This is a genomic window from Enterococcus sp. DIV1420a (assembly GCF_051712165.1).
Lineage (GTDB): Bacteria > Bacillota > Bacilli > Lactobacillales > Enterococcaceae > Enterococcus > Enterococcus faecalis.
In genome coordinates this window covers 1-16716 of record NZ_JBIOOI010000003.1, presented here as the reverse complement: position 1 = coordinate 16716, position 16716 = coordinate 1, and the positions used below count along the sequence as shown (strand labels likewise).

Below are 16716 nucleotides of genomic sequence, written 5' to 3'. Positions count from 1 at the left end.
TCCTATCTATACGCTAGCTTATACTTTAGCTTTGCGTTTTTTAAAGATGACAAACCCAGATACTACAGACAAGATACCGCCTACGGCAGATAAAAAGATATTCATTTCTTCACCTGTGTATGGTAAAACCTTCATTTTACCGTCCTTACCTTTTACTTCTACATTTCCGCTAGGTAATACTTTGTAACTTGATTGAATAGGTTTTAACCCTTCTGCTGTTTGTGTAAGTGGAACACCTTTTTCTACAGCTACAATGTTTTCTCCATCTGTAGTTGTAATAGGTGTTGTTACACTTGGCACGTGTGTGATTTCTGCCAAATTACTTGTTTCAATAGGGACTGTTGGCTGTTGTGTACCATTTCCAGCGTGATTTAATTCCCCTGTTGGCGTTACAACAACGTCGATTGGCTTGCTTGGTTCTGCTGGTTGTACTGGTTTTTCAGGTTCTGTTGGTTTAGTTGGTGTCACAGGTTTTTCGGGTTCTGCTGGTTTGCTTGGTGTAACTGGTTTTTCAGGTTCTACTGGTTTACTTGGCTCCGTTGGTTGTTCTGGTTCACTTGGCTCTGTAGGAGTTGTCGGTTCTGTTGGTGTTGTCGGTTCCGTTGGCTCTACTGGTTTTTCAGGTTCTGTTGGTGTTGTCGGCTCTGTCGGTTCTGTGGGCTCCGTTGGTGTAATAGGTGGCTCTACAGGGTCTACAGGTGGCTCAATTGGCGGTGTTGGATCTGTTGGCTTTTCTGGTGTACTTGGTTCTGTTGGTACTTCAATGGGCGGTGTCGTAGTATCATCAGGGATAATTTCTTGTGCAAAAGCAGAAATTTCACTTCCCCCAAATAGTAGTGTGGCACTAAATAAACTAGCAAAAAGAATTTTTTTCATCATTATTTCCTCCATTTTAATTTTAATTTGTAAGTTCAAAATCTTCTTCTGTCGGTCGTTCCATTACGACCAGTTGTTCTTTTGTTTCTTCAGCTGTAAACGTAATTTTCTTTGTCGATTGCTCGTCTTTTTCGTTGATTAATACAACAATGAACGCTATCGTCCATTGTTTGTCTTTCTTCTTTACTTCCCAGGGAAACATACTTCTCGCTCGGCTTTTCTCCGATAAAAAATCAGATAAGGTTTCTTTTTTTACAAACTTTTTTAAAACTGCTTGTCTGGTTTTGGCATCTGTTTTTCCTGAATAGTAATTAGTTAGAAAGAATCGAGTAAATGTTTCTACTTTATTTTGCTCATTGACTTGTTCTGTTAAGGTATTGAGTTCTTTTTTCACCTCTAATTCTTTTTCTTGATAAGGTGTAGAATTGGTTTTCCCTAATAAAAAACCACTCATAAGTAGTATCAATCCAATAAGTGTGATAAGACTAACGGACAAAAAAACTTTTTTCTTCACTGGTTTTGTATCAATAGTTGCCTTCTTTTCTGTACTTTTTTTGTTACTTTTAGCTCGTTGCTTCTTTGGCAACGATTGATTAACTAACTGTAAGAAGTTTTTTACTTCTATTGGATCAAGCGTTGGATCATTTGTGACTGGTTCAAGTAATACGTCTAACATATCCTTTTGTTTGACCGGTAATAAAAGTTCCGCTTCTAAAATAGGTAGTTCTTGTTCTTTTCCTGTATATAAAAAATAGGCTATCGTGCCTCCTTGTTTTGTGGCCAAAACTTCTTGATTGGCTTGTTCAAGTAACAAAAGACCTTGAACGAGCGAAAATCGTTGATGGACTGGTAAAGCTATTTTTTCTGCTTGTGTTGCTTCTAAATCAAAAGAGATATACATAAACTCACCCTTACATAGGTTCTAAAATTTCAGTGAATACCACTTTTAACGGGGTGTTCTTGGAAAATTTAATTCGATATTCTGTATCTTCCAAGGATAAAATGTAATTTTCACTGTCTTCTTGATAATAGGTGTACTCATTTCCTTTAACATTGAAATGGTTCTGTATTGCTTTGTGCTGTTTCATTTCAATTAATTTAGGTAACGTGGCTAGCTGATAACCTCCAACTATTCCTATCCCTAAAATAAAAAGTCCTGATAAAATAATCATTTTTTCCCTCCTATATTTTTGTGTCAGGCATCATTTTTTTATTATTGCTTCCTTTCAATAACCCATTTTAAAAGAAATCCCAATCGTCTAAGTGTCGTTGGTCTTCTGGCATATTTGCTAATTCTTTCCAATAAGCATCTTCTAAAACGTCTAACATGAATCGTTTTATTCCTTCGTATTTTTCTTCTAATTCAAGAACACTGTATCTTTCTTTTAAAATGAATAAGCGACTAGTTGAATCGTCCATGATCTGTTGCCGTAAGCGAAAAATCACTCTTTCTAACTCTTTTAGTGTTTGTTTCTTGAAAGAAGTATCATAAAAACAGCGTTTTAGTGTGATTTTTTGTGTTTCTTTGTCTAACCAAGCATCCACAAATTCCAACGAATTTAGCCTATTTAATAGACTGTAGGCAGAAAATCCAAGCAAACAACTTAGAACAAAAGATACATACATTGGCTTTTCTTTCTCCTTTACTTATGCTTTTAACGTTTCGCCGAAAATCTCTTCAAATACTCCTCTGTTAATAGGTGTTTTGATAAAAAAGACAGGCACATTGATTCTGCCTAAATTTGGTTTCACATAGATACTTTTTTCTGGATATACTTCTAATGCCAAAGATTTTCCATTTTTAATGATATTCAACGTGGTGATCTCTTGAATGTTTTCTTCGGTAATTTGTTTGTTGTACCACATTTCCATTGCTCGTGTATTCTTTAATCGAACTTTAACTAACTTACCTGTGTTTCCTCTCCACTGTAAGGTCAAATCTTTTTCTTGGATGGCAATTTCTTTCATCCCCTTTGCCTCTCTTTCTGCTACTACTGCTTCCAATGTTTCCCCTCCATAACTAAAAAAAGAAGGACAAGCAATTCGTCCTTCTTTTCGTCTTCAATTATTTTGTTTCTTTTCTACGTTTAAAGCCTAAGCCTGCTAAGCCAAGCATTGCGGCTAAACTACCAGCTACCGTTAATAAGACATTTTGTTTTTCGCCTGTTTGCGGCAATTCTGGCACCACACTTGCCTTTTCTACCACTAATGGCTCTACTGGTGCTTGCGGTGTTTTTGGTGTTGGTGGTACAATCACTGTTTTTTCTGGTGGTGTTTGTGGTTTTTCTGGTGTATGTGTCACTACCGTATTCGTTTTAATCTTCTCATTGTTGAAAGATTCTTCGATTGTGTTGTAAACGTCTCCTGCCGCAATTCGTTCTACACCAATGAACGCTTTCCATGAGTGTGCAACGTTTTTGTTTTCTTTTAGATTCATCGCATCTAAAAAGGCTTGACTGGCCGTGATTTTCACTACCCCTTGTTCAAAGGTCATCGTGAATAGTTTCGAAATGTCATCCCCTTTATTCACTTTGGTTCCGTCTGCTAAGACAAACGCAGAATTGGCAAACACAGACCATTGGCCACTAAATTTGTCATGTTTTACGTCTAGTTTGTCACTAAGCGACCATTCTTCCACAACACCAGCGTATTCTGCAGGAATGTCACTACTTGTAAATTCATAGAAGAATTTCTCCCCTAATTTGATTGTAGCGCCATTTTGACTTTGTTTGTCACCGACTTTAATAACTACGTCTTTTTTAGGGTTCACTTTTGGAATATGGTTGACAACGGTATTGGTTTTAATTCGTTGGCCAAATGTATTTTGTTCCGCTGAATTATAAACATCCCCAGAAACATCAGCTTTGACTTTTGTAGGGAGCGTTACACGCAATTCTTGCCCACCATGCGCTAGAATAAAGGCTTGTGGGTCTTTTGCAGAGATTGTCACCGTGCCTTTGGCATCGTCCCATGAGATCGTGAACTGATTAGTAATGTCTACCCCTTTAGAATCTTTGACACGAAGTAAGTCTTTGATTGGTGTCACTTTCGTTTCATCGTAATCATCGAAGAAAGAAACGCCTGTCGCAAGATCGACTGTATCAAAGGCAAAGTCTTTATCGTACCCTTTTAAGTCCCAGGTCATTTCATAAGAAAGAACATCACCACGAGCCACTTTTCCATGATTAATGTCTTCCCCTTTCTTGTTATGAACGGCTTTAGTTGGTTTTGGATCATCAGGTGTATGCGTCACCACCGTATTAGAACGAACAAGCTCTTTGTTGTAGTTTTCTGTTTGCGTATTTTCTACGTCACCTGTTTTGATCCGTTCGACTTCCAGATACACAGACCAAGCTTGTTTGCCTACTTTATTGCTTCCTTCATTTAACGCTGCCAATAATGCTTGATTCATCGTAAACGTTAAGTCTTTATTGTCTTTGTTTTCTAAAAGAATGTAGGCAGAAATATCTGTTCCTGCTTTTAACGTTTTGTCCCCTACTTTAAGGTCATAGTTCGTAATAGCGTGCCATTTCCCTGTGAAACGATCATGGGTCGTGTCCAAGACATCATTCATGCCCCATTCTTCTGTGATTCCGCCATAGTTGGCTGGACGTTCGGAAGATTTCACTTCATAATAAATTTTTGTTTGTAACGGAATATCTTTATCATGTAGAGAAACACTGCCAACTGTACCGTTTTTATCTGCTTTTACATCTTTGGAAGGATTACTACCTGGCACATGGTTAATCACTGTATTTGTTACCGTTTCACCATCGTTTGTTAATTGAACAGCTGTATTTTCAAAATCGCCTTCTACATTTTTCACTACAAACGGCAAGACAAGTAAATATTTATACCCCATTGCTAAAACAACAGAGCCGTCTGCGTTGGTTTTCATCATTGCTGTGACGGTGTTTTGGTCTAAATGAAGGTCATAAGAAGCGGTCACGTCTTTGGCTTTTCCTGAATTAATTGCTGCAGCAACAGCTTTTAAGTCTTTTTCGTTTAGACTTGCGTCTGCTTGATAAACTTTCACTTTGGATAAATCAATCGTCACTTTTTCTGCATCAAAGGTATCTCGAATCCCTTGTTTTGTTACTGTTTTTGGATCTACTTTGGCAAGTTCTGTCGTATCCCCTGTCACAATGTATTGTAAAGAATCGCCACGTTTCACATTTAAATCATTGATATTTTTCTGGCCATCAGTGACTTCTTTATTCGGAACAAGAACAGGAACGACATTGGCTTTGTATCCATTAAATTCAATCGTTGCTTTTTCTGGTTCTTTAGGACTATTAAATTGTCTCTTCGGTGTTACAGATTTTGCATTTAAGTTGGTACTAAAAGCAAACCATTGCGCACTAGATACAGGCACATTACTTTTTCCTTTTGTTGTCATACCAAAAGAAAAGGAAATACGCCCATTGGCTAGACCTACACCTGAACCAAAGTACGCATTCTTGTGACCTACAGCGTCCCAATCACTATTTTTCAAACCAGAAGGTCCTGTGCCATAGTCAATATCTTCCGGTGAGTAAAATTTTCCATCCGCTTGTTTTTTCACATATGAGCCATTAATGTATTTGAATGTATTGTTCGCCCCAAAATCAGAAACAAATTCCGCATGGCCGCCTTTATTCGTTAAACTTGAATTTAAAGAAGACAGTGCATACGCAAATGGACTATCTTTATCTGGTAGTACTTCTTTCCCTGACGCATCAAAGAACTTAATCGTTAAGCGTGTTTTAACATCCTTACCATTGACTCTGTTTGTACCAATAAAAGCCGTGATAATCGGATCATTTGAAAATACTGCATTGAGTGTACCGCTTTGACTTGGTGAGGATTGTAGCTCATAAACAAATTCTGCTTTTGTAATTTTGCGCCCTAAGTAACTAGCGTTTAGCCCTGTATAGGTCACTGTCACTGGTTTGTTTTTTTCTAAAAGAACCGCATAGCCCCCATTAGCCCCAAGGTTTACCTCTTTTACAAAGGAATTCTGGAAGTTGCCAGTAGCTTTTCCGCCCATATCTTTTCGTAATTTCGTAAAGATATCTTTTGAATCCCCTGCATTTACTTTATTAAAATCAGTTGCTTTGATAAATTTTCCGCCTTTAATCGACGAAATTTTAGTGTCTTTCGTCACAACAGATTGATCGAACACTAGGTTTTTACTAATCGCTTCATTGACATAGCTGTTTTCGTTCTTATGCTTGTTGTATTCAGCGACTTCTTTTTCATAACGCTCTTTTTCCGCTTTGTTTTTTGCCGCAATTTCTGCATTTTCTTTGGCAATTTTTTCATTTTTGGCTTTTAATTCAGCTGCTTGTTGCGCAATCTTTTTCGCTTGTTCTTTTTGTAGTTGGTCTACTTCTTTTTCTTTTGCGGCTAAATCTTTAGAAGAAACGTTGCCTAAGTCTTCTACTGGTTTTTCAACGACAGTAATGTTCGGATCTTTTTTCGCTTCCTCAACGGCTTTGTCAACGTCTGGTGTTTCAAATTCTTTAGGAATGGTCGTTGCTTTATTGGCTCCATGTTCAACTGGTGCAACTTCTGTTGGCTGCCCTAGAGGTTCATTGGTTGTTTCAGGGCTGACTACTGGTTGTTCTTGTGCTGATTTTTCAGCTCCTACTGTTGGTTGTTGCACGTTTGTGGTATCATTTGGGGTAGCTGAACTCTGTTCAGCTCCATTTTTTTCAGACGCTACTTCTTCTACTTTGGTCGGTTGAGAAGTAGTGTCTTTTTGTACTGGTGCTTCTTCAGATACTGCCGTATTAGGCGTTGTACTATCTACCTGCGGATCGGGGTTATCGGGTTGCACCATGGTTGTTTCTGGTTGCGTATCTAATTCCGCAGCTTGTACATTATCAGTAGCTAATCCTACAACTCCTAACACGCCTAGAAAAAGAATAGGGGCTACAACCCAATGCTTCTTTGCCTTATACATTTTAAAACGTTTTTTTACTTCAGTCTGTTGATTCATGTATCATTCTCCTCGATTTTTTTATTTTTTTGTTTGTAAAATAGCTCATGAAACACAAGGGGCTCGTTGCTTTTTCATTGTCATTTCCCTCCTTACTAAAAAAAGAGAACCGAAAGCATCTTCGATTCTCTTAGTTATTTTATATTCTTTTAAAACACGATATATACCTTTGTTTTACTATATCAAACAATTATTAACTATTTTTTTTACGTTTTTTGTTCTTGAAACTGATCGTACCTGCTGCCATCAATAATCCAATAATAGTCAACCAAATACTTTGTTGTTCTCCCGTTTGTGGTAAGGATTCTTGGGCTTTTGCTACTTGTTTCGTCTTACGAGGTTCTGAATGTGTTAATGCTTGTGCTTTTGGTTGTTCTTTTTGTTTAGAAAAAGATAACTGTTGGAGACCAGGTGTTTTGTCTGCTGAAGTAGCACTTGCTACTAACGTTTGGTTTTGTTTTGCTTCTCGTTCAAGGCGTTGTTGCTCTTTCGCTACTTGCTCTTGCAACGCTTCTTGTCGGCGCTGTTCGGCTTGTTGTACCTCTAAGTCTCTTAATATGCCTTGGTACTGCTGTAGCTCTAACTTCGCGTTAGAAAGGTCTTCTTGTGCTTGTGTATAAGCAAGTGTAGCAACGGCTTGTTGTTCTTTAAGTTCTTCCAACGATTTCAGAGAATTTTCATAGGCTTCTTGTGCTTGGACCACTGCCGCTTCTGCTTTGTTTAACTCGTTTAATGCTTTTTCGTATGTTGGTTGAGCATTTTCTAAACGAGACAATGAACGTGTACTTGTTTTAAGCGCAATTTGTTTTTGATTTAAGTTTTCTTTTGCTAAATTCAATACTTCCTTCAAGCTATTCAATGTGTTTTCTTCTGCTTTTTGGGCTTCTTGTTTTTCTTTCAGCACTTTAGCAGACGTTTGTTCTATCGCTTGTGCGTCTGCAACTTTTGTTTTCGCTTTTTCTAAAACAGCAGCTCGATTTTGAATTAACTCATTGATTGTTGCCAATTGATCTTTTGTTTGTTGAAGGCTTTTTTCTGCCGTTGCAGTTTGTCGTACTTTTTCTTCATAGTTTGTCGTACTCTTAGTCGCAACTGCTTGAAGATTAGCCAATGTCGCTTTATGAACAGATAGTTCTTTTTCTGCTGTTGCTTGTGTTGTTTTGGCTGTATTTAAGGCTTTCTGACTTGCACTTCTTGCTTGTTGTGCGTCTGATTCTGCTTGTTGAGCGGTAGCTAATTTTTCTTGATTGGTTGCTACTTCTTTTTGAAGGGTTTCTTTACTCTTAAAGACTGGTACACTTCCTTCTTCATAAGTATTTTGATCTACCAATCTTGATTGATTGTACCCAATAATATGAATTTTACCGGAAGAAAAACCGTGATTTTCTTCTGAAAGAGCAATTGCAGTATTTGTTTTATCTGCTTGTAACAATGATTCAGTATGTCCATAACCCATTCTTCCATCATTAAACAGCATATCGACTAAAGCTTCTCTTGCTGCTCGCTCAAAATCTAGTACTGATATTTTCCCGTCTTTTGGTTGGAAGTATCCGCCACTTAAATTTTCATAAAAGTTTTGCCCTGGATACTCTTTAAAACCATTCTCTTTTGCTGCTTTATTAATTGCATTTTCATCATGTCCAATTTCATTAGGATTAGTATACTTCGCATTATCCCAAGCAAATTTAATATTTTGACTAGACACTTTTAATTTTTGCAATCCAAGTTTTTCGCGAACGTCATTTAATAAACCAACAAAATAATCACTCATTTGTTTCTTTTGTTTTTCTGTAGGATTTTTAATGTCGATCATTTCCGTTGCTTTTGCCGCATCTGCTTGATTTTCAGGAAAAACTTTATTTAATGCTAATGCTTCTTTTTCCATTGCTTGCTTTTCTTGTTCAGATAATTTTTTGTAATAATCAGGTGTGAAATTGGCAGGCAAGTTAATCCCTTTATGTCCTTTTAGCTCTTCTTTTGAGCTATCTAAAGTATTCTGCGCTTGCTTTGTTGCTGCTTGCTTGTCTTTCAAAGCATTTTCTTTCGCAGTTAAATCTGCCTGTTTCGCAGCTGTATCTGCTTTTGCGTCTGTTACTTTCTCTTGACTAGTTGTCACAACGCTTTGTTGGTCTGCAACTGCTTGATCGTCCTTCGCCTTTTGATCTTTAGCTTTGGCTTCTTCTTTCTGTTTGTTAGCCAGTTCAGCTTCTTTTGCTGCTTGTTCTTTTTCTGCCTTTGCTTTTTCCGCTTCCGCATTTTTCGCTAATTCTTCAAACTTGGCTTGTTCTTGTTTCGCAGCTGTTACCGTTTGTTGATCTTTATCATTTTGCACTTTAGCAGCAGTCGTTTCTTTTGCTTTTTCATCAACAACAGCTTGTTGTTGGTTAACGTCTGTTTGAGCTTGCTCCACTACTTTTTGTTGGTCATCAACAGCCTGTGTATCCGTAGCCACTTGCTCTTTGGTTTTTTCAATGGCTGAAGGTGTTGCTTCATCCACAACTTTTTTAGCCTCGTCTACAACCGCTTGTTGGTCAGTCACTGCTTGTTGACTTTGATCCAATGCGTCTTTGTTTTGATTGACCACTGCTTGTTGGTCTTTAACAGATTGATCAATGGTGTCTTTTTCTTTTTTCGCAGTGTCAGCAACTTGTTGTTTTTGATCGACAATTGCTTGTTTCTCTGCTACTTGTTGCTGTTTTTCAGTAATGGCTTGCTCCGTTGTTTGTGTACCTTTCACTGCTGGTTGTTCTGTAGAACTATTTTCAGGTGTTTTTGGTTGCGCTTGTTCTGCTGCCTGTACTTCATTTCCCCCAATACCTGCAACCCCTGTTGCGACTAAAATACTTAACCCTGCACTTGCGAACTTTTTCATTTTGCTTTCCTCATTTCTTATTATTTTTATTGTAAATGGGATACCCATTGTCTTTACGCCATTGCTGTAACGCTGTAGTTGTTATATGGAATTCTTCTGCTATCTCTTTAAACTGTAAGCCCATTTTTTGATAGGCTTCAAATCTTTCCTTGCTAATATGAGAAGAAAATTGTCTGGTGTTTGCTGTTTCTATCTTTTTTGCAAGTTCTTGTATTCGTTTAAAACGCTCGGTATCTTCATTCCTATACCAATCTGCGTCTTCATTCATCAATGCCAACATTTCTTTACGCCAGATATTTTGCACTTTTTTTGTCATATTTTCTCACCTCAAGAACATAGTAACAAAGCCTTCATTATTAAAAAAATATTATCCTTGGACCCCTTAGAAAAACACTCCTATGTCTTCATGTTCACTTTCCTCCTATTGGTTTTATGGTAAATATCCTCGTTTTACTTGATCCTTTTGTTTGCTAGCTTTTTAGCAATTTTTCTACAGATTTTACTGATCGCAGGGTTTGTAGCGGTAGCAACCCCAAACTCTAAAAAAGTATCTGGCTCCCTTTAAAACAAAAGATCATCGCACGAAATCTTTTTAGTTACTGTGTCACACCCATAATCACGTACCGCCTTTATTCTGACCGTACTCTTTAGGTAGTTTATCCTTACCTAGCCCTTTAAAGACACGCTGATTGACTAGATAAGTCCTGTAGTATTCATTTTTTAAGGATCTCCCAAATTTTGCAAAAAAGTTGACGTGTAGCCAGTTTGCACCTTCGTGTCCGTGTGCTTTTCTGCATCCTTTTTCGATAGCTAACCTAGCTATTGGTAAATTGCGCATGTTAGTTAAAACTAACAAACAAAAAGACCAAGTATAAAAAAACAAATTCACTACTTATAGCTTCTCATTTTTTCACACCATTCCCTAAATTCATTTTCTTCAAAAACCTTATAGTTGAATGGTGCATTAAGTAACATCTTTTGTCGTTTAACCATTTTTTGGAACGCTCTACATTCAAGTTTTAACGGAAGCTCCGAGCAGCCACGATAACCGACCACTTTTCCATCAAAATAAATCAGTTTTACTTGTCTGAATAAACATTCCATGTCTTGCTCCGTTTCAAAACTCACAGGATTGATCAACAGATTTCTTCCTGAAAAATCATATACAATGCGTTCTGTTGTACCGTTGTACAATTTAAATCTTTGTCGATTAAACAAGGTCAATTGACACGTAATACGTTGCAAATCAGTTGCTTTCAGTTCAATCATTGATTCACCTACTTTCTGAACCAAGTAGAAAAAGAGCCATGCAACACGTTGTTTGCACGGCTCTTACGAGTAGTTCCAGTACAAACAATGCGTGAAAGCATTGAATTATTCCACAAGCGGGTCATTTTTAGAAAATGAGCGTGCTTGTTACTTGGTTTTTTTATTTTTTCAACAAGTTAACAGACAACAAAAAAAGCGGGGAACATATACATGAACTGTATACATTCCCCGCTGCTCCAACATTTATACAACTAATAAAAACAATTCACTGTAAAAACTTTTCCTAGACAAATAAAGGAGTTTAAAAAAGTCTAGAATTTTACATAAAAAATTGTTATACTATACGTTGTAACTAATGTTGCAACAAACGAGAACCGAGTAGAGTTCATGTCATACCATGAATTGTTTAACTGCCCCCTAGGATTGCCGTCCTATGGCAGTCGGTTCTTAATTTGTTTAATTGTTACTATGATTTTTTCTATCAGATAAATATTAAGGTTATTGCAATTACAACAGCTATATATCTTGATAGTTTTTTTAGAGTGGTTTTCATTTACACCCCTCCTATAAAAACATCTTAACATCTAAGTATTATATTTTCAACTAAAATATGTATTTTTTTTTAAAAAAAAGGGATATAGCTTAATAAACACATCTTCGAGTGTCGTATTCAATACCTAAAATTAAAATATTAACAAATTTTTGTAGTTTATCGAATTTTAGGTCTACTTTTTGATACTTTACATATTAGGAGGAAGAAAATGTTTAAGATAGGTTCTGTCCTGAAACAAATAAGGCAAGAGTTAAATTACCATCAGATTGATTTATATTCTGGAATAATGTCCAAATCTGTTTACATAAAAGTTGAAGCTGACTCTCGACCGATTTCTGTAGAAGAGTTAAGCAAGTTCTCAGAACGTTTAGGTGTAAATTTTTTTGAAATTTTAAATAGAGCTGGCATGAATACAAAAAGCGTAAATGAAACAGGAAAAGAAAAACTTCTTATTTCAAAAATATTTACAAACCCTGACTTATTTGACAAAAATTTTCAAAGGATTGAGCCAAAGCGCTTAACTAGTCTTCAGTACTTTAGTATTTATCTTGGATATATTTCTATTGCACATCATTATAACATTGAAGTTCCTACTTTTAATAAAACAATTACTTCAGATTTAAAACATTTATATGATAAAAGAACAACATTTTTTGGAATTGATTATGAAATTGTTTCAAATCTTTTAAATGTCTTACCGTATGAAGAAGTTTCAAGTATCATTAAGCCTATGTATCCAATCGTGGATTCCTTTGGTAAAGATTACGATTTAACTATTCAGACTGTTCTAAAAAATGCTTTAACAATATCAATTATGAATAGAAATCTAAAAGAAGCGCAGTATTATATTAATCAATTTGAACACTTAAAAACAATTAAAAATATTAGCATAAATGGATATTACGATTTAGAAATAAACTATTTAAAACAAATATATCAATTTTTAACTGACAAAAATATTGATTCTTATTTAAATGCGGTAAATATTATCAACATCTTTAAAATCATTGGAAAAGAAGATATTCACAGATCTTTAGTTGAGGAACTTACAAAAATATCTGCAAAAGAAAAATTTACGCCCCCTAAAGAAGTAACCATGTATTATGAAAATTACGTTGCAATAGAAAATAATCCTATTCCTGAAATAAAAGAGCAGTCATGAAAATATTTTCATGACTGCTCTTTTATTTTTTATTATATAAGGTGCCTAAACATTTCCAAGCCACCAACAAAATTACCAATCATTCCTCCCAAACTAGCTAACACGAACACTAAAAACACTCTCAAAACACGGTTTTTATATATCTTTTTCAAAGATTTTATATCTTCATCCATCGTTTGAAAATCACGTACTTTTGGTTTCCTTAAAGTAGCCTCTACAATAGCAGAAAACACTCCTACAGACACCATTGGTAGCAATGTAGCAAGGGGGGCAAACACTAGGGAAGTGACAATTGTTAAGGGGTGAGCCAACGCTAATAAAGTAAATAGTGCTGATAAACCACCGTTCCAAATGCCCCATCTCATTATTTGGTCTTTACCTACATCTACACCTAAGAAAAAGGAATAAATTAACAAACCTATGATAATCAAAGGTATGATACTCTCTAAAACTTTAGTTGACCAAAGCTTTGGCGGTAAAGTTTCTAATTCTTTTATATTGATTTGTTGATTACTTTTTAAGTTTTTCTCCACACCACGTAAATGCGCCTGCCCAATAACAACTACGATTTTACCAGCTTCCTGATCTGAAATTTTCTGAGCTAAATATTGATCTCGTTCTACTAACAGAACTTTCCACAGTTCTGGATATGCTTCTTGTAGCTGTTCAAAAATAGGCTCAAAATTCTCAGAATTCAACAATTTTAGCATTTCTTCTTCAGATTCTTCCGCACCTTCCAAAACACTACCAAAAGCATAAGGAAGTAACGCTTTTTTTCTTAGTGGTATTAAGCGCCAAAATCGTTTAAAAGTTACTTGTGAGTCTCTGTCTACTAACGCTATTTTAGCACCAACTTTTTCTGCACTACTAACAGCCTCAAAAAATTCAGCACCAGCTACAGAATCATTAATCTTAGCCAAATGTTTTTGAATTAATTTGTAAATAACGCTAGAAATTAATACAGTTAGTCTTTTTTGTTTAATTACTTGAACAATATCTGTATCCGACCATTCATCAGGGTTCAGGTACTTGTCATATCGGCTTTGATCCCATTCAAGGCAAACTACATCTGGATTTTCTTCTTCGATTATATTTTTAACTAATTCAGCACTTTCACTGGAAATATGTGCAGTCCCGACTAAAATAATTTCCTTATCCTTTATAAAAACGCGACGAACTAATTCCATATACCCTCCATTACTTCTCTATTCTCATTTTTTTGTAGTCATATTTTGCTCCTATTGAATGCATTAAAACATTTTTTATTTTACTTTTTTCTAATTTTGCTGTTCCAACTTGAAAAATTGGAACGACCCCCATATCATTGATCAACAATTTTTCAGCTTTTTTCAATTCTTGCCAACGTTTAGAAGAAGAATCCTTTAGCAATTCATCATAATTTTTATTTGAATATCCACCATGATTCATTGGACTATTTGTTTCAAAGTTTGCTAAAAAGCTAATAGGGTCTGCATAATCAGCTTGCCATCCACTTAGGCTCAAAGTAAAATCCTTTTTTGTTAGGCGTTCCATAAAGACATTTGCAGGAATTGGCGTCACAGTAACCTTCAATCCTTCTAAGCTATCTTGCAACTGTCCTTGCAGAAATTCTCCTGCCTTTTGTTCAAACTCTCCATCACTTACAAGTAAATCTAAAGAAGTATTTTTGGATAAATCAATTTCTTTTTTAGCCTTATCCCAATACTCTTCTGCTTGTTTTTTGTTAAATTCAACTAATTTTTCATTAGCAAAATCTTTTTTATTTACCGGATTAAAGGCCATTTCTTTTGGTACTACGCCAACAGAAGCAACGGACCCATTATCTAGTAATTTTTTAACTAGACTTTCCCGATCAATTGCATAGCTAATCGCTTTTCGGACATTTTTGTTTTGTAAAAGCTTATTTTCCCCAGTTTGGTTCATTTCTAAAAACATTGTATTAGCCATTAATGTTGTTGAATATTCTTTATCTTTCTTGTATTGTTTTGCATATTCACCAGCTAAAGGCGCCTCATCTAATTGCCCATCATTATACAAATTTATTCCTGTATTAATTTCTTTGACGACTTGAAAATTAATTTTATCCATAGAAACATCTTTTTGATCCCAGTACTCTTTATTTTTAGAAATCGTCCACTTATCAGAAGTTCCTACTCCCTCTAAGTTTGTTAAGTTAAATGCTCCATTTGTTACAATTGCTTTTTGAGAAACCCCATAGTCTTTCCCATACTCTTTAATTGCTTTCTGCTGTACTGGATAGTAAGCAGTTAAGGATAACAGATCAGTAAAATAAGGTGTTGGTTCAACTAATTCAATTTCTAATGTTTTCTCACCAATACTTTTCACTGCTAAAGTATCTTTTGCTTGTTTTCCTGAAGCAATTTCTTTGGCATTTTTTATAGCAGAAAACAGTTCCACATTTGGAGAAGCTGTTTTAGGATCTACAACTCTTTGCCACGCGGCCACAAAATCACTAGCAGTTATTTGTGTACCATCAGACCACTTAGCGCCATCTCTAATCACAATGGTATAAGTTTTGCCATTATTCGATACTTTTGGTTGACCAGCTGCAATGGCTGGTTGCGGTTGATTTTTTTCATCTAATCGATACAATCCCTCCATCACATTGGCTAATAAAGTTATACTCGTTTGATCTACAGCAGTTGCTGGGTCTAAACTTTGGACAGGTGTCCCTGCAGTCAAAGTAGCTACCTGTTCTACTTTTTTTTCTGTTGCATCTTGTGAATCTTTTGTGGCAGTATTTGTCCCACAACTAGCTAATACCAAAGGTAATAACCCAATACCTAAAAAACAAAACTTCTTGTACTTCTTCATTTTTATCAACCTCCGTAGTTTAAATTTGCTAACTAATTCTAGCGATATACAAATAAAATAACCAATTAATAGCTATTATATTTACAATTTTATCAAATAAACTTTAAAAGGGATACAAAATAGAGAATGAAATTTATCCAAACAAATGAATCAATTACTTATTTTTCAAGCCAATTATGCAAAGTGATTTCAGAACCTTTAGAATTATCCCTATTTTTTATATTTTCTTTTTCTAACGCACATTCAACAAATAAATTGTAAAAAGACTTGTAAAATAAGCCTTTAGGACTTTTAACAGTAGAATCCGTCTTGATTTTATGCATCACTCGTCGCAAGCATTTGTCTATTTCTTCTTGATAATCTTCACCAATTAGAACGAGATTGTATTCTTTTTCTACTTTAGTTTTAGCACGAATAATTGTTCCTACTTGCTCATGAGCTTCTTGAATAGTATCAGAAAAGGCAGCAACAAATTCTAAGCTATTTTTGCTAAGAAATGTATGCTCTTGAACTTCTGAAAATTGATCGAGCAATAATTGTTGTTGCAATCGTTCTTTTTCAGTATCTATTGTATCTATTGTATCTAAAGAATTAGTTAGATATAGATTGGGTTGGTTTTTCCCACTTTCGAACAAAGTATTGGTATTATTGGATTCTTCTGGACGTTGGTTTTTCCCACTTTCGAAAGAAACGCCGATTTTATCATGTTTATCCGAAGGTTGGTTTTTCCCACTTTCGGGAAACTCATTTGTATAGCTAGCATTACTGATGGCGTAAACATCTGTTGCTGAAACTTCCAACTTACCTAAATACAATCTGTTTGGGTAGTTTTTGAATTCACCAGTAGGGAGTTTTTTCGGAGGAATACGTTTTTCATAAAGTAAATTTTTGTCTTTTAATTCTTTTTTTATTTTTGCAATTTTATTTTCTTTACACCCTAAAATATCCATCAGTTCATTTCGTGTAAAGATAAAATATATATGCCCATCTTGATCAATCCAATTATTTTGAATTGAATATTCACATCGGTCTTGGAGCATTGCGTAAGCTATTTTACTATCATTAGACATATTCTTATAAAATTCTGATGTAAAAAGTACTTTAGGTAATTGGTAATACAAATTTCTATAGGTTTCATTAGCTGAAATAAATTGAAAATCGTTCAT

14 protein-coding genes are annotated in these 16716 nt (G+C 35.4%); 1 reads left to right on the top strand and 13 read right to left on the bottom strand.

Annotated features, from left to right (window positions below):
- Positions 1-18 precede the first annotated feature (18 nt).
- The 10 genes from IGI80_RS18480 to IGI80_RS18435 form a co-directional block, all read right to left on the bottom strand.
- Positions 19-879 carry an LPXTG cell wall anchor domain-containing protein gene (locus tag IGI80_RS18480; RefSeq protein WP_010714270.1) on the bottom strand — a complete coding sequence of 287 codons (861 nt, stop codon included), beginning with the start codon at positions 877-879 and terminating at the stop codon, positions 19-21.
- Positions 880-898: 19 nt separating this feature from the next.
- Entirely contained in the window at positions 899-1777 is an 879-nt protein-coding gene (locus IGI80_RS18475; RefSeq protein WP_002365963.1) for a hypothetical protein, read from the bottom strand.
- A gap of 10 nt (positions 1778-1787) precedes the next feature.
- The gene (locus IGI80_RS18470; protein WP_002370667.1) at positions 1788-2048 is read right to left on the bottom strand and encodes a hypothetical protein; all 261 of its coding nucleotides are present in this window, start codon (positions 2046-2048) and stop codon (positions 1788-1790) included.
- Between the two features lie 67 nt (positions 2049-2115).
- Positions 2116-2502 carry a hypothetical protein gene (locus IGI80_RS18465; protein ID WP_010714827.1) on the bottom strand — a complete coding sequence of 129 codons (387 nt, stop codon included), beginning with the start codon at positions 2500-2502 and terminating at the stop codon, positions 2116-2118.
- 21 nt (positions 2503-2523) lie between these two features.
- Positions 2524-2880: a pheromone response system RNA-binding regulator PrgU gene (prgU, locus tag IGI80_RS18460; RefSeq protein WP_002403568.1), complete on the bottom strand. Its 357-nt coding sequence runs from the start codon at positions 2878-2880 to the stop codon at positions 2524-2526.
- A 61-nt stretch (positions 2881-2941) separates the two neighbouring features.
- Positions 2942-6859 (bottom strand): LPXTG-anchored aggregation substance PrgB/Asc10, encoded by a 3918-nt coding sequence (gene prgB / locus IGI80_RS18455; RefSeq protein WP_438724272.1) that lies wholly within the window; start codon positions 6857-6859, stop codon positions 2942-2944.
- Between the two features lie 193 nt (positions 6860-7052).
- A complete protein-coding gene (gene sea1, locus IGI80_RS18450) occupies positions 7053-9731 on the bottom strand; it encodes a surface exclusion protein SEA1/PrgA (RefSeq protein ID WP_438724271.1) in 2679 nt (892 codons plus the stop codon).
- Positions 9732-9741: 10 nt separating this feature from the next.
- A complete protein-coding gene (locus IGI80_RS18445) occupies positions 9742-10047 on the bottom strand; it encodes a hypothetical protein (RefSeq protein ID WP_010714570.1) in 306 nt (101 codons plus the stop codon).
- Positions 10048-10347: 300 nt separating this feature from the next.
- Positions 10348-10569, bottom strand: a complete 222-nt coding sequence (locus tag IGI80_RS18440; protein ID WP_002385566.1) for a hypothetical protein — start codon at positions 10567-10569, stop codon at positions 10348-10350.
- Positions 10570-10619: 50 nt separating this feature from the next.
- Positions 10620-11000: a hypothetical protein gene (locus IGI80_RS18435; RefSeq protein WP_010714274.1), complete on the bottom strand. Its 381-nt coding sequence runs from the start codon at positions 10998-11000 to the stop codon at positions 10620-10622.
- Positions 11001-11761: 761 nt separating this feature from the next.
- Between IGI80_RS18435 and prgX the strand changes: the two genes are divergently transcribed.
- Positions 11762-12715, top strand: a complete 954-nt coding sequence (prgX, locus tag IGI80_RS18430) for a transcriptional regulator PrgX (RefSeq protein ID WP_002366018.1) — start codon at positions 11762-11764, stop codon at positions 12713-12715.
- Between the two features lie 32 nt (positions 12716-12747).
- Here the strand turns inward: prgX and IGI80_RS18425 are convergent, their stop codons facing one another.
- The 3 genes from IGI80_RS18425 to IGI80_RS18415 all read right to left on the bottom strand — a co-directional run bounded on the left by IGI80_RS18425 (position 12748) and on the right by IGI80_RS18415 (position 16716).
- Positions 12748-13902, bottom strand: coding sequence for a TraB/GumN family protein (locus IGI80_RS18425; protein ID WP_002366016.1), 1155 nt, complete (start codon positions 13900-13902; stop codon positions 12748-12750).
- A 10-nt stretch (positions 13903-13912) separates the two neighbouring features.
- Entirely contained in the window at positions 13913-15550 is a 1638-nt protein-coding gene (traC, locus tag IGI80_RS18420; RefSeq protein WP_002366014.1) for a peptide pheromone-binding protein TraC, read from the bottom strand.
- A gap of 158 nt (positions 15551-15708) precedes the next feature.
- Entirely contained in the window at positions 15709-16716 is a 1008-nt protein-coding gene (locus IGI80_RS18415; RefSeq protein ID WP_048952488.1) for a replication initiator protein A, read from the bottom strand.

What these genes read in the sequence shown, in the direction of transcription:
- IGI80_RS18435 (WP_010714274.1), bottom strand. Translation starts at nt 11,000, where the DNA reads ATGATTGAACTGAAAGCAACTGATTTGCAACGTATTACGTGTCAATTG.
- IGI80_RS18470 (WP_002370667.1), bottom strand. Translation starts at nt 2,048, where the DNA reads ATGATTATTTTATCAGGACTTTTTATTTTAGGGATAGGAATAGTTGGA.
- traC (WP_002366014.1), bottom strand. Translation starts at nt 15,550, where the DNA reads ATGAAGAAGTACAAGAAGTTTTGTTTTTTAGGTATTGGGTTATTACCT.
- IGI80_RS18475 (WP_002365963.1), bottom strand. Translation starts at nt 1,777, where the DNA reads ATGTATATCTCTTTTGATTTAGAAGCAACACAAGCAGAAAAAATAGCT.
- prgX (WP_002366018.1), top strand. Translation starts at nt 11,762, where the DNA reads ATGTTTAAGATAGGTTCTGTCCTGAAACAAATAAGGCAAGAGTTAAAT.
- IGI80_RS18445 (WP_010714570.1), bottom strand. Translation starts at nt 10,047, where the DNA reads ATGACAAAAAAAGTGCAAAATATCTGGCGTAAAGAAATGTTGGCATTG.
- sea1 (WP_438724271.1), bottom strand. Translation starts at nt 9,731, where the DNA reads ATGAAAAAGTTCGCAAGTGCAGGGTTAAGTATTTTAGTCGCAACAGGG.
- IGI80_RS18465 (WP_010714827.1), bottom strand. Translation starts at nt 2,502, where the DNA reads ATGTATGTATCTTTTGTTCTAAGTTGTTTGCTTGGATTTTCTGCCTAC.
- IGI80_RS18425 (WP_002366016.1), bottom strand. Translation starts at nt 13,902, where the DNA reads ATGGAATTAGTTCGTCGCGTTTTTATAAAGGATAAGGAAATTATTTTA.
- prgB (WP_438724272.1), bottom strand. Translation starts at nt 6,859, where the DNA reads ATGAATCAACAGACTGAAGTAAAAAAACGTTTTAAAATGTATAAGGCA.
- IGI80_RS18480 (WP_010714270.1), bottom strand. Translation starts at nt 879, where the DNA reads ATGATGAAAAAAATTCTTTTTGCTAGTTTATTTAGTGCCACACTACTA.
- IGI80_RS18415 (WP_048952488.1), bottom strand. Translation starts at nt 16,716, where the DNA reads ATGAACGATTTTCAATTTATTTCAGCTAATGAAACCTATAGAAATTTG.
- IGI80_RS18440 (WP_002385566.1), bottom strand. Translation starts at nt 10,569, where the DNA reads ATGCGCAATTTACCAATAGCTAGGTTAGCTATCGAAAAAGGATGCAGA.